Annotated in this window: 13 protein-coding genes; 10 read left to right on the forward strand and 3 right to left on the reverse strand. The window is 33.4% G+C overall.

What is annotated here, in order from left to right:
* Positions 1-87 precede the first annotated feature (87 nt).
* From mmsA to ACFOZ1_RS12915, 5 genes are all read left to right on the forward strand, one after another.
* Positions 88-1,638, forward strand: a complete 1,551-nt coding sequence (gene mmsA, locus ACFOZ1_RS12895; RefSeq protein WP_390199908.1) for a multiple monosaccharide ABC transporter ATP-binding protein — start codon at positions 88-90, stop codon at positions 1,636-1,638.
* Positions 1,622-2,782, forward strand: coding sequence for a multiple monosaccharide ABC transporter permease (mmsB, locus tag ACFOZ1_RS12900; protein WP_390199910.1), 1,161 nt, complete (start codon positions 1,622-1,624; stop codon positions 2,780-2,782). Before mmsA ends, mmsB begins: the two co-directional genes overlap by 17 nt.
* Before the next feature lie 427 nt (positions 2,783-3,209).
* On the forward strand, positions 3,210-4,205 hold the full coding sequence (locus tag ACFOZ1_RS12905) for a lipoate--protein ligase (RefSeq protein ID WP_390199912.1): 996 nt from the start codon (positions 3,210-3,212) through the stop codon (positions 4,203-4,205).
* Positions 4,206-4,268: 63 nt separating this feature from the next.
* Entirely contained in the window at positions 4,269-5,417 is a 1,149-nt protein-coding gene (locus ACFOZ1_RS12910) for a M48 family metalloprotease (RefSeq protein WP_390199913.1), read from the forward strand.
* Positions 5,418-5,464: 47 nt separating this feature from the next.
* On the forward strand, positions 5,465-6,400 hold the full coding sequence (locus ACFOZ1_RS12915) for a hypothetical protein (protein WP_390199915.1): 936 nt from the start codon (positions 5,465-5,467) through the stop codon (positions 6,398-6,400).
* Between the two features lie 366 nt (positions 6,401-6,766).
* Here ACFOZ1_RS12915 and ACFOZ1_RS12920 read toward each other — a convergent pair whose 3' ends face one another.
* Positions 6,767-7,225 (reverse strand): DUF3939 domain-containing protein, encoded by a 459-nt coding sequence (locus ACFOZ1_RS12920; protein WP_390199917.1) that lies wholly within the window; start codon positions 7,223-7,225, stop codon positions 6,767-6,769.
* 176 nt (positions 7,226-7,401) lie between these two features.
* On the opposite strand from ACFOZ1_RS12920, the gene ACFOZ1_RS12925 reads away from it, so the two are divergent.
* Positions 7,402-7,977 carry a competence protein ComK gene (locus ACFOZ1_RS12925; protein ID WP_390199918.1) on the forward strand — a complete coding sequence of 192 codons (576 nt, stop codon included), beginning with the start codon at positions 7,402-7,404 and terminating at the stop codon, positions 7,975-7,977.
* A gap of 113 nt (positions 7,978-8,090) precedes the next feature.
* On the opposite strand, the gene ACFOZ1_RS12930 is transcribed toward ACFOZ1_RS12925, so the two are convergent.
* Positions 8,091-9,128: an NAD(P)/FAD-dependent oxidoreductase gene (locus ACFOZ1_RS12930; protein WP_390199920.1), complete on the reverse strand. Its 1,038-nt coding sequence runs from the start codon at positions 9,126-9,128 to the stop codon at positions 8,091-8,093.
* A gap of 180 nt (positions 9,129-9,308) precedes the next feature.
* Here ACFOZ1_RS12930 and queG point away from each other — a divergent pair, with 180 nt between their 5' ends.
* Both queG and ACFOZ1_RS12940 read left to right on the forward strand, forming a co-directional pair.
* On the forward strand, positions 9,309-10,445 hold the full coding sequence (queG, locus tag ACFOZ1_RS12935; protein WP_390199922.1) for a tRNA epoxyqueuosine(34) reductase QueG: 1,137 nt from the start codon (positions 9,309-9,311) through the stop codon (positions 10,443-10,445).
* A 5-nt stretch (positions 10,446-10,450) separates the two neighbouring features.
* The gene (locus tag ACFOZ1_RS12940; RefSeq protein ID WP_390199923.1) at positions 10,451-10,966 is read left to right on the forward strand and encodes a methylated-DNA--[protein]-cysteine S-methyltransferase; all 516 of its coding nucleotides are present in this window, start codon (positions 10,451-10,453) and stop codon (positions 10,964-10,966) included.
* A 97-nt stretch (positions 10,967-11,063) separates the two neighbouring features.
* Here the strand turns inward: ACFOZ1_RS12940 and ACFOZ1_RS12945 are convergent, their stop codons facing one another.
* Complete coding sequence (locus tag ACFOZ1_RS12945) at positions 11,064-11,225, reverse strand: hypothetical protein (protein WP_390199925.1); 162 nt, start codon at positions 11,223-11,225, stop codon at positions 11,064-11,066.
* 129 nt (positions 11,226-11,354) lie between these two features.
* On the opposite strand from ACFOZ1_RS12945, the gene ACFOZ1_RS12950 reads away from it, so the two are divergent.
* Positions 11,355-12,200 (forward strand): amidase domain-containing protein, encoded by an 846-nt coding sequence (locus ACFOZ1_RS12950; protein WP_390199927.1) that lies wholly within the window; start codon positions 11,355-11,357, stop codon positions 12,198-12,200.
* Positions 12,201-12,364: 164 nt separating this feature from the next.
* On the forward strand, positions 12,365-12,838 hold the full coding sequence (gene trmL / locus ACFOZ1_RS12955; RefSeq protein ID WP_390199929.1) for a tRNA (uridine(34)/cytosine(34)/5-carboxymethylaminomethyluridine(34)-2'-O)-methyltransferase TrmL: 474 nt from the start codon (positions 12,365-12,367) through the stop codon (positions 12,836-12,838).
* The last annotated feature ends 67 nt before the right edge of the window (positions 12,839-12,905 follow it).

Raw genomic sequence — 12,905 nt, forward strand, 5'->3', positions numbered from 1 at the left:
TATTTGAAATAAAGAGATGAATCTAAGATATAGTGGTGGTATTCAACACCACTATATCTGTTATCAAGTACAGAGGCGGTGAGCTTGGTGTCTAATTATATATTAGAAATGAAAAATATAACAAAAGAATTTCCTGGTGTGAAAGCATTAGACAATGTGAATTTAAAAGTAGAAAAAGGGGAAATTCATGCATTAGTTGGGGAGAACGGTGCAGGTAAGTCTACATTGATGAAAGTGTTAAGTGGTGTTTATCCAAATGGAACATATGAAGGGTCCATTATGTTTGAAGGAAAGGAATGTCAATTTAAGGACATAAGGCAAAGTGAAGAATTAGGGATCGTAATTATTCACCAAGAATTAGCTTTAAGTCCCTATTTATCTATTGCAGAAAATATTTTTTTAGGAAATGAACGACAAACAAGAAAAGTAATTGATTGGCATAGAACATTTTCAGAATCAAAAGAATTATTGAATAGAGTCGGATTAAAAGATTCACCAGAAACAGCTGTAATGAACATCGGTGTTGGAAAGCAACAATTAGTAGAAATTGCAAAGGCATTATCTAAAAATGTAAAGCTATTAATCTTAGATGAACCGACAGCTGCATTGAATGAGACAGATAGTGAGAATTTATTAAATCTATTATTAGATTTGAAAGAACAAGGAATCTCTTCCATTCTCATTTCACATAAATTAAATGAAGTATCCAAAGTATCTGATTCCATTACTGTTTTAAGAGATGGACAAACAATTGAAACAATGGATACAAGCGAAGGAAAAGTTTCGGAAGAGCGCATTATTAAAGGGATGGTAGGGCGCGAATTAACAAGTCGTTTTCCTAATAGAGTTCCACAAATCGGAGAAGTATTATTTAAAGTAAAAAATTGGAACATCTACCATCCTCAACAACATGATCGTAAAATCATCGACAATGTAAATCTACATGTGAAAAAAGGAGAGATAGTAGGAATCGCAGGACTTATGGGTGCAGGTCGAACAGAATTAGCAATGAGTATATTCGGTAAATCGTATGGTGCTAAAATTACTGGTGACTTGTATAAAAACAATCAATTAATTCAAGCAAATACTGTAAGTCAAGCAATTAATGCTGGAATCGCTTATGTGTCTGAAGACCGAAAAACATATGGTCTAAATTTAATTGATGATATAAAACGTAATATTACGATTTCTAATTTAAATCGAATTTCTAAACAATCTGTGATTGATGAGAATAAAGAAATTGTAGAATCACAAAAATTACGTCAACGATTAAATATTAAAACACCATCATTGCAACAAGAAGTTGGGAATTTAAGTGGTGAAAATCAGCAAAAAGTAGTACTTAGTAAATGGATTTTCACAGAACCTGAGGTGCTTATTCTAGATGAACCTACTCGTGGAATCGATGTTGGTGCAAAGTTTGAGATTTATACGCAAATAAATGAACTAGCAAGCCAAGGGTTAGCAGTTATCGTTATTTCATCAGAATTACCAGAAGTTCTAGGATTATCTGATCGTATCTATGTAATGAACGAAGGAAAGATAACAGGTGAGTTAACGAAAGATGAAGCGGATCAAGAGAGTGTCATGAGATATATGACAGGAACAAGGGGGGCTATTCATGCAAACAATTATTAATTTGTTCCGTAGCAATATGCGTGAATACGGTATGGTTATCGCATTAGTACTAATAACAGGTTTATTTTTTGTATTATCTGATGGTATTAACTTAACACCATTAAATTTGACAAATTTAATTTTGCAAAATGGATTTATATTAGTATTAGCTGTTGGTATGGTATTAGTTATTATTACTGGAAATATTGATTTATCAGTTGGTTCCGTTGTTGCTATCATCGGAGCGGTTGCAGGTGTATTGATTATAAACAACAATGTTCCAGTATGGTTAGCTGTTATACTTGCATTACTTGCTGGAGCGTTAATTGGTGTATGGCAAGGATTTTGGATTGCATATGTAGGTATTCCGTCATTTATCGTTACATTAGCTGGTATGCTGATTTTTAGAGGGTTAACACTATACTTATTAGATGGGCAATCATTAGCGCCATTTCCTGATTCATTCCAAAAGATAAGTAGTGGTTTCTTACCAGATGTATTTGGTTCGGGTGGATTACATCTTACTACAATCATTCTTTCCATAATATTATCTATTGTATTAGTATATTTAGAATTCAGTAAAAGAAAAACACAAATTGAGTATCAATTCGATGTAGTACCATTATGGGTAACATTAGCGAAATTAGCTGCATTAATTTTTGTGATTAATTGGTTTGCGTATCAATTAGCTTTAAATAAAGGGATCCCAACAGTATTAGTCATTGTATTCTTGTTAATTATCATCTACACATTTATTATGAAAAATACAATCATGGGTCGTCACGTATATGCAACAGGTGGAAATAAAAAAGCGGCAGATTTATCAGGTATTAAAACAAAACGAGTAGTATTTTGGGTTTTTGTTAATAATGGTGTACTTGCAGCATTAGCAGGTCTGATGTTTGCAGCTCGTTTAAATTCTGCTACACCTGCAGCAGGAAACATGCTAGAACTAGATGCCATTGCAGCTGTATTCATTGGTGGTGCATCAATGGCAGGTGGTGTCGGTACTGTAATTGGATCAATCGTCGGTGGACTTGTAATGGGTGTAATGAACAATGGTATGTCACTTATTAGCATCGGTATTGATTGGCAACAATTTATTAAAGGTTTGGTTCTTTTAATTGCTGTTGGTTTTGATGTATATAATAAGAGAAAAGGTTAAACAGAATAATAAGCAACTATAATGGCTTCGCATCTTATATAGATGTGAAGCCGTTATTTATGTATTTTGAAAATAAAAAAAGCAGCTCTATATTAAGAAGCTGCAGGTGGTTGTCTTTTCCCTATACCTCTCAAAATAATTGGATGGGAATGTTCGTCATCCTTGTTTAGCAGGATAAGAAGGATGAAAGGAACGAAAGAGATACGGTAAAAAGACTTCAAATAGGTTAATGTGAAAAAGAATGGAATAGTTATTTCCAAACTTTTTACACTACACACACATACCGTTGTGTTTGTACTATTATTGTATTATAACAAAGTGAAAAAATCAATATTTTGTATTAGTACAATTTTCAAAAAATTGTACTAATATATTTAATTCGCTATACTTATTTATGTGAACAACAATAAAAGGGAGTGGCTATAAAATGAAATTTATTGATAATAAAGGTATTACAGATCCACATATCAACTTAGCGATTGAAGAATATGTTTTAAAACAATTTGGAGAAAAAGATTCGTATTTACTCTTTTACATAAATGAGCCTTCCATAATCATAGGGAAGAATCAAAATACAATAGAAGAAATTAACACAAACTATGTAGATGAGAATGGCATCCATGTTGTGCGTCGTCTATCTGGTGGTGGTGCAGTATACCATGATCAAGGTAATTTGAACTTTAGTTTTATAACAAAAGATGATGGGAATAGCTTTCATAATTTTGCTAAATTTACGGAACCAGTTGTAGAAGCATTGCGTGAACTCGGTGTTCCTGCAGAATTAAAAGGACGGAATGATTTAGTAGCAGATGGTAAGAAAATTTCAGGTAATGCACAATTTACTACAAAAGGACGTATGTTCAGTCATGGTACGCTAATGTATGATTCTGAGATTGAGCATGTCGTGAAGTCATTAAAAGTAAAAACAGAGAAAATTGAGTCTAAAGGAATTAAATCAATCCGTAGTCGTGTAACAAATATTTCAGAATTTATGGAAGAAAAATTATCCATGGAAGCATTCAAAGCGCACATTTTAAAGTACATTTTTAATGTGGATAATTTGGAAGATGTACCTGAATATGTGTTAACAGAAGAGGATTGGGCGAATATTCATCAACTATCTAAAGAAAGATACCAACAATGGGATTGGAATTATGGTAAATCGCCAAAGTTTAATATCCAACATTCTCATAAGTTTCCTGCAGGATTAGTAGATGTACGTTTTGATGTACATAAAGGAATAATTGAAAATTGCAATATTTATGGCGACTTCTTTGGTGTTGGTGATGTATCAGAATTAGCAGATGCATTTATCGGTGTTCGTTATGACCGTCAAGCAATTGAAGAAGCATTACAAGATATAGATGTCTCCAAGTATTTAGGTAAAATTTCTAAAGAAGATTTAATACAGTTAGTGTACTGATACAGAGTAATGCTGTCACAATTTATGTGGCAGCATTTTCTAAAATAAGAGAAGGGGTGTATAATGAAAAAAATTCTGATTAGTTACAGTAGTTATGTTGTGCTGATGTGGTTCTATTTTTATTATTTTTATCCACTTGATAGTTATAGTGACGCTAGATATGGCGCAATCTCACATTTTATCTATTTTGCACTAATGCCAGTAGAAATTATAATTTTATATAGTATGTATACACATTCGAGAAGTTATCTATGGATCACTAAATGGAAGTCATATTTTAGTCAATTTGCGACATTGTCCATCATACTAGTATGTATACATTGGATGAGTCATTTTCCATTTCGGTTGACCTGGTTTTTATTATCAAAAAAAGAAGGTACACGCACACAATCCTTCACTTCATGGATAGGAGAGCAATTAGTATCCCAACTTCTTTTTTTCTGTCTAATATTTTTCCTTATTTATTTGACCAATATATTTATTCGCAAATGGCCAAAAACATGGGGAATAAGATTATGGCTATTCATGTTGCCATTAGCATTTTTTTATGTATTTATCCAACCAATCTGGATTGATCCTTTATTTGATGATTTTCATAAGTTAGACAAATCTCATCATATGTACCAAGCATTATCTCAACAAGTTGACTCGATGGAACTTACCAATGTAGATATGTATATTGTCAACAAAAGTGAGAAAGTCCAAACATATAATGCATATGTGACAGGTGTTTTTGATAATAAGCGTATCGTACTCTGGGATACTATGTTAGATGGTATGGATGAAGCAGAAGTACTATTTATTACAGCGCATGAATTAGGTCATTACATAAAGAAGCATGTTTATATAGGCACAGGATTATATCTTGTCTTGGTACTTCTTGTCTGTTTATTCTTACAATGGCTCACGAACAAATGGCAAGAGAAAAGTCATTTAGAACTTACTATGAAACTCCTACTTGTTATAACTATTCTTCTATTTATTACGAATCCATTGAATCTTTTTGTTTCTAGAGAAATGGAACGTTCAGCAGATCGATTTGCAATTTCACATACAGAAGATTTATCCCCAGCAATACAGTCGTATAAAGAACTAGCAATACAGTCAAAAACAGATATAGATCCAGCAAGTTGGATTCAATTTTTTAAATCTACACATCCTTCTATTCAAGAGCGTATAGATAGAATCGAAGAAAAAAAGGGTGAAAAATGAAACAAATGAAAAGGTTATCCGTATAGATAAACAAGAGGTGAATCAAGATGGATGAATTATATCAACAATTAATGATAGAACAAGAGAAAAAATATAAACTAAAACGTTATCTAGAACAAGAGACACAATTGAAAGAACAATTAGAGGAGATGAGAGCACAAGAAAGAAAATGGTATCATCATCTTCAAGAAGAGAAAATCGATGTCGAAAAATTAGAAAGTTTTCATATTGCGAATCTATTTTATCAAGTACTTGGTAAAAAAGAAGAAAAACTTTCAAAAGAAAAAGAAGAGGTAATTAGATCGACATTACGATACGAGGAAGCACAAGCATCTGTAAAAGATATGGAAGAAGAGTTAAAAGAGCTAACTGAAAAAATGAAAGAATTAGGTGATCCAGAAAATCGATACAAAGAACTTTTGCACAGTAAATATGAACGAATCGTACAATTAGATAACGAAGAAGGTAAGAAAGCAACACAATTACTAGAACAATTAGGTGAATTACAAGCAGAAGAAAAAGAAATAAATGAAGCTATTGATGCAGGATATAAAGTAAATGCATGTTTACAATCTGCAAGTGCTTCTTTAGACAAAGCAAAAAACTGGGGTACTGTGGACATGGTTGGTGGTGGATTAATTTCTACATCTATTAAGCATAGCCATATTGATGATGCAAAGAAATCTACACATGAGGCCCAACGCCTATTAAGAAAATTCTCTAACGAACTATCTGATATTGGACAATCTTTTGACAACCAAATTGAAATCTCAGGTAGCCTAACGTTCGCAGACTATTTCTTGGATGGATTAGTAATGGATTGGTTTGTTCAAGACAAAATCAATCATTCATTAAATGAGGTAGAAGAAATGAAGCGAAAAGTAGCGAATACGATAAGTGAATTAAAAGATTTGAAACAAGATATAGCAAGCCTTGGTGATGCTACGAAAGAAAAGTGGGAAACTATTATATTGCATGCTTGATACTTGGAAAAGAATGATACGACACCATTCCAGTCATTACGATTCTAATCTTGCGTTTCCGCTTTTGTATCATCGAGCTCAAGCGTCCAGAAACTAGGTGACTTCACGAATCAACTATCAATAAGTCATCATCGATTCGCAAGCTCATCGTGATTCCTTTATTTCAGTTGATGCGTTCTAGTCACTGCGTTTCTAAACGGACGCTTTCGCTTTTGTATCATCCAGCTCAAGCGTCCAGAAACTAGGTGACTTCACGAATCAACTATGAATAAGTCATCATCGATTCGCAAGCTCATCGTGATTCCTTTATTTCAGTTGATGCGTTCCAGTCACTACGTTTCTAAACGGACGCTTTCGCTTTTGTATTCACTTTTTCTCTATTGTAATTAAGTTTTCTTCGTCTGTTAGAAAGAAGTCGAGTGGGGGGCGTTGATCGAGAAGCCCTAGTCGTTCTAATTTGTAATAACTGACTTTATTATATGGGTCATTATCGATAATTGGTAACTTCTTTTCTTGAGCAATATATGCATCTACTGCACGTTGAATTTTATCCAAATAGTGCGCAAGGTGTTTATTATTTTCTTCAAATACCTCATATGTTTCTTTTGACATATAAAAAGGTTTGTGCGGAATCGCTTTCAAAAAAGGAGTGAGTAATTCTACATTGATACGGTTATCTTCATGGATGAGTACACTTAAAGGAACAGTATTAGGAAGCGTGTTGCTGTATTCTCTAATCGCTTTTTTGATTTCATTTAATGGTATTTCTTTAATAGGGTGTGTCACTTTTTTTGAGGATTTTTTTCGTACAAATTTTTTCCACAAGTTTGTCACCAACTTTCTTTTTATATGTATTTTGCTATATCTTAACAAAAATTTTGTAAAATGAAAAGAAGCTATACAATATTTACTATTTCTTAACAATAATGGACTAGCTATTTTTGTATAATCTTGTTAAATTAGCAAATAGAAAGATAAAATTTGTAAGAGGAGTGGTAAAAATGATTGAAAAAAATGGTGAATTAAAAATTACTACACTTGCAGTAATTGGTATTCAAAAAGATGGACGCTACTATACCAAACTGATGGATTGGGTAGCAGAGAATGATAGCGAAATAGAATTGTCTACGGATAAAGTAATGGATGGAAATTGTCGATTGCATGGAAGTAGTTTCCGAGGACTCTTAGAAGGATCGCGTGAAATTACTCAATCTAGTCATAAACCTCCCATTGTACTTGATAAAGTCCTTAATATGTATTACTTCCCTGTTGAATCTCCCATCAAAAAAACATGTACATGGATTGCTCATTCACATGTAAAAGCAATAAGAAATTATCCAAACAATCAAACAAACATATTATTTCACAACAATCGAACACTCACATTAGACATTTCTCATCCTGTAGTATTTCGTCAATTAAATAAAACAGCACAATATAGATGTACATTAACTGATCGAATACAAAAGTTAAGACCGATTCATAAATTAAATGCACAACACTACTTTCAAACAGAACTTCCTCATGCTGAAATCATCCGTAACTCCCCAATTTCTAGTTTTGATTATGAAGAATAGATACTAGAATAGCGCTCTCCATCTTATATGATTTCCAATGATTAATAAGAATCGATTGCTATAAATAAATAGTAGGCTTATCGCATGATTAATATTGCGATAAGCCTACTATTTCAAAAATTAAATTTGTCAATTGGAATAGTTGGGTGTTTTCCGGTTAAGAATGCAGCAACATCCTTTCCGATGATCGGTCCAGTTGTAAGTCCAGAAGAACCTAATCCATTAACTGAAAACACATTGGAATCTATATAACCAATAAAAGGTAGAGATTCTCTCGTAAATGGTCTTAGCCCAACAGATAGATACTCCATTTGTATGGTAGAATTCGGGAAATATTGTTCTGCTTGTTCTAATAAATATGCTTCGTTTTCTTTAGAAGGAGTCGTAGAGAAGCTTTCAGTATCTTCATGTGTTGTACCGATTGCATATTGATGTGTGGATGTTTCTACGATATACATTGGACCTAGTCCCATTACTACAGGTGTATTTGTATGATTACTTTCATTTTTTAATGAGAAATGCAACAATTCTGCACGTTGATGTCTTACAGGTATTTGAGGAGCTATCTCATTTCCCCATGCGCCTGCTGCATAAATGACTGTACCCTGACATGCTTTTATCGACACATCTTCATTTATCCATTTTCCACCATGTAATAAGATACCTTCTTTTAGTGCGTTTAATAAATTTTGACCATTAATTTGGCCACCACCTTCAACGAATATAGCGGGTAAATCAGTTGTAAGGTTAGGATGAGCATTGCGTACCTCACTTGGAGACATTTTCTTTACAATACCCATTTCAGGTGCTGTCTCTTTTTTTGAAGAAATTCGTTGGAAAGCTAATTCCTGAACATGTTCATTTTTAAATAAGCAAATGGCACCGTTTCTTTTATAACCTGTAGAGATACCTGTTTGTTGCTCGAGTTCCTTGATGAAATCAGGGTAATATCGTGCACCTTCTTCTACAAGTCTATACCATAATTTATTTCTTTTTTGACTGACCCATGGACAGATTATTCCGGCAGATGCTTCGGTTGCTTTACCTGTATCATTCCGGTCATAGAGGGTCACATTATGTTTCATTTTACTTAGATGGTAAGCGATGGAAGCACCAGCAATTCCACCACCAATTATGGAGTATGTTCCCATACAATCATTCCTTCACTTCATTCTAAGTGGTAAGCGTACTATGAAAAAGAAAATAATGCAACTAAATAAGTGTCTGAAATTTGAAAAAATTGTAAACATCGCACTCGTGACAATCTTCATTTATCCGTGTATGCTATTAATAGAATTAGTAATTTTTACTTGAATTGAAGGATGACTAAAATGGCATATGAATATTTAAAAGAAGAAATAATTCAATATAGTAAAGAAATAGGAATTGATAAAATAGGATTTGCAAGTGCAGATCCGTTTAAAGAGTTAAAAGGAAGGTTACAAGAACAACAGCAATTAGGTTACGCATCAGGATTTGAAAAAGGCACAATCGAAGAGAGAACAGAACCGACACTCTTATTAGAAAGTGCGGAATCTATTATTGCGATTGCATTAGCTTATCCAACAAGAATAAAAAATAGTCCGAAAAGTGTAAAAGGCGATCGACGAGGATTATTCTCTAGGGCTTCATGGGGAACAGATTATCATATTGTATTGCAACAAAAATTGTCTTTACTTACAGAGTTTATCGAGAGTAAAGTACAAGGTTTCCAATATCGATCAATGGTAGATACTGGTGAATTATCAGATCGAGCGGTTGCAGAACGAGCAGGCATTGGCTTTAGTGGGAAGAATACATTAATGATTGCCCCAGAATTAGGTTCATATATCTATTTAGGTGAAATGATTACCAATCTCCCTTTTACACCTGATATCCCAATAGAAGATGGATGTTTAGATTGTACAAAATGCTTAGACGCATGTCCAACTGGAGCGCTAGTAGAACCAGGAAGATTAAATGCACAGCAATGTTTGGCATTTTTAACGCAAACAAAAGACTACATGCCAGATGAACACCGAGACAAATTAGGAAATTTGATTTATGGATTTGAAACATGCCAAGTGGTTTGTCCATATAATAAAGGGGTGGATTTTCACTTTCATGAGGAATTTGAACCAGACCCTGAGCTAGTGAAACCAAGATTAACAGACTTATTACACATGTCTAATCGTACTTTTAAAGAAAAATTCGGTAAAATGGCTGGTTCTTGGCGTGGGAAGAAACCGATTCAACGAAATGCAATATTAGCACTCGCACATTATAAAGAAGAAAGTGCTGTACCAGACTTAATTCAATTAATGAAAGACGATCCACGGCCGGTGATAAGGGGAACTGCTGCATGGGCCATTGGGAAAATAGGAACAGAAGACGGCTATACAGAGATTATAGCAGCAATGAAGACAGAAACAGATGAAACCGTATTAGCAGAAATGGAAAAAGGTCTTGGGTTTAAGGAAAGGAAGTAGCGTATATGGATAAAATATACTATTCCGAAATGGATACTCCAATCGGTCCGCTTACAATGGTAAGTAAGAACGATATATTAATTTTATTAGAATATGGTGCGTTTGATGAGAGGAAAACAAGCATTATTTCATGGTGTGAGAAACACTCTATTCCAACAAATTTAGAAAGAAACGTAGATGCTCATATACTTATTCATCAACAATTAAATGAATATTTTTCTAAAAAGAGAAAATCTTTTACGATTCCGTATGTATGTTACGGAACTCCCTTTCAACAAAAAGTATGGAAAGCACTCACTGATGTGCCATTTGGCGAAACGAAATCATATAAAGATATTGCGGAAGCTGTGGAATCACCAAAAGCTGTAAGAGCAGTAGGCGGAGCGAATAATAAGAATCCTATTTCTATTATTGTGCCATGCCATAGAATCATTGGGATGAATGGGAAATTAGTAGGGTATGGTGGAGGAATAGATAAGAAGGTCTTTTTATTAGATTTAGAGCGTGAAAGTGAAGATTAATTGATCAGCTATTGGTTAGTGATTAAGTGAAAAAAGTGGATTCTGTCAGTAGTATATTGGCAGAATCCACTTTGCATATATTCCACAAAAATTTCTATTACTCTGTAGCTTCTTCTTCTGTTGCATCATCTGTGTTTTCTTCTGTTTGATTTTCTTCTTGCTCTGGATTTTCTGTATCATCTCCATCTTCTGCACAAGCAGTAAGTACACTTGTTGAGAAAATAGCCAAAAAAAGAATGGATAACCATTTTTTCTTCATAACATTTCCCTCCTCTCTATACAAATATAATACCAACATTTATTTGAAAAAAATCTAAATTTACAAAATATTGAATTAAATAACAAATTGTTTACAAAGTTAAAATAGATGTAAAAGAGGAGGAAATTTATGAATCACATATCTATATTACAAAATTATTGGGAACTACAAATGGAACAAGGTGATGAATTCATTGCACTACAAAATAAAAAGAAAGTATTCAAAAAGCATAACAAAACAATAAAAAAAACAACCATACATGTTAAAAAAATGAAAGAATGGATAGATGGTGACCATTGTATATTCATTTACCAATTATTAAAAAAATATATGATAGAGGATCAAGATAAACTATATCATGAACAACAAGCTGAATGGAGAAAGGCGACTTGTTCCAATGTAGAAATGATAACAGATGAGGAAATTTCAAATCGATTACAAAGAAATAAAGTTCCAGACTATCGGATGATAAGCGATGAGAGATCTAGACAGTATTATGATAGAAGAGAAGCAGTGAGATATGCAGAACGATGGTGGAATGATTACAATCCTAACTATCCATATTTTGAAGATAATGATTGCACAAATTATATTTCTCAATGTTTACGTGCTGGAGGTATTCCAATGGTGGGACAACCAAATAGAAATAAAGGTTGGTGGATGGGTGAAGATAGTTGGAGTTTTAGTTGGTCTGTTGCACATGCTTTTCGTTGGTATTTAAGTAGTGATACGAATACATTTCATGCAAAATTAACAGATCATCCGAGTAAATTACAAATTGGTGATGTCATTTGTTACGATTTTGAAGGAGATGGAAGGTGGGATCATTCGACTATTGTCGTAGCAAAGGATAGTGAGAATATGCCTCTAGTAAATGCGCATACGAATAATAGCCGAAATCGTTATTGGACTTATGAAGACTCACTAGCATGGACGGAAGCATGTCAATATCGATTTTTCCTTATTGGAGATTAATTCAATAGTCTATTATCTTTGACATATGCTATAATAATGAAGGCAATTAGCTTATCAAAATGTAAATAATCGTAAATGTAAAATTGATGATAAGTTGCGCAATCAATCGGTGGAGTCCATTCCTCTGCCTGATTGAAGACTCACTATATAGAGGTGGATTACAATTGGCAGTACATGTAGTTTTATTTCAACCAGAAATCCCTGCGAATACAGGTAATATTGCAAGAACGTGTTTAGCAACAAATGTGCAATTACATCTTATTCGACCATTAGGATTCTCAACAGACGATAAAATGTTGCGTCGAGCAGGACTTGATTATTGGCATGATGTAACAATACATTATTATGATTCATTAGAAGAAATGTATCAGAAATATCAAGATGGTGAATTTTATTATATTGAGAACTTTGGTGGGAAATATTATACAGATTATGATTTCAGTGATAAAGAAAAGGATTTATTCTTTGTATTTGGTAGGGAAACAAATGGCATCCCGAAAGAATTGCTTGTAGGTAAAGAAGAGCAATGTTTACGAATTCATATGACAGATAAAGTACGCTCATTGAATTTATCTAACACAGCTGCAATTATTATTTATGACGTAATGAAACAACAAGGATTCCCGGGATTAGAATAATAGTATAAAAAAACACGCCACTATTGCTATGAAATGATAGTGGCGTGTACTTTTTAAATATTTTATT

Source organism: Gracilibacillus marinus (genome assembly GCF_042651725.1).
Taxonomy (GTDB): Bacteria; Bacillota; Bacilli; order Bacillales; family Amphibacillaceae; genus Gracilibacillus; species Gracilibacillus marinus.

Excerpts from the sequence above, each read along its gene's own strand:
- ACFOZ1_RS12925 (WP_390199918.1), top strand. The coding sequence starts at position 7,402 with ATGATTGAAAAAAATGGTGAATTAAAAATTACTACACTTGCAGTAATT.
- ACFOZ1_RS12930 (WP_390199920.1), bottom strand. The coding sequence starts at position 9,128 with ATGGGAACATACTCCATAATTGGTGGTGGAATTGCTGGTGCTTCCATC.
- mmsB (WP_390199910.1), top strand. The coding sequence starts at position 1,622 with ATGCAAACAATTATTAATTTGTTCCGTAGCAATATGCGTGAATACGGT.
- ACFOZ1_RS12910 (WP_390199913.1), top strand. The coding sequence starts at position 4,269 with ATGAAAAAAATTCTGATTAGTTACAGTAGTTATGTTGTGCTGATGTGG.
- ACFOZ1_RS12950 (WP_390199927.1), top strand. The coding sequence starts at position 11,355 with ATGAATCACATATCTATATTACAAAATTATTGGGAACTACAAATGGAA.
- queG (WP_390199922.1), top strand. The coding sequence starts at position 9,309 with ATGGCATATGAATATTTAAAAGAAGAAATAATTCAATATAGTAAAGAA.
- ACFOZ1_RS12905 (WP_390199912.1), top strand. The coding sequence starts at position 3,210 with ATGAAATTTATTGATAATAAAGGTATTACAGATCCACATATCAACTTA.
- ACFOZ1_RS12940 (WP_390199923.1), top strand. The coding sequence starts at position 10,451 with ATGGATAAAATATACTATTCCGAAATGGATACTCCAATCGGTCCGCTT.
- ACFOZ1_RS12915 (WP_390199915.1), top strand. The coding sequence starts at position 5,465 with ATGGATGAATTATATCAACAATTAATGATAGAACAAGAGAAAAAATAT.
- ACFOZ1_RS12945 (WP_390199925.1), bottom strand. The coding sequence starts at position 11,225 with ATGAAGAAAAAATGGTTATCCATTCTTTTTTTGGCTATTTTCTCAACA.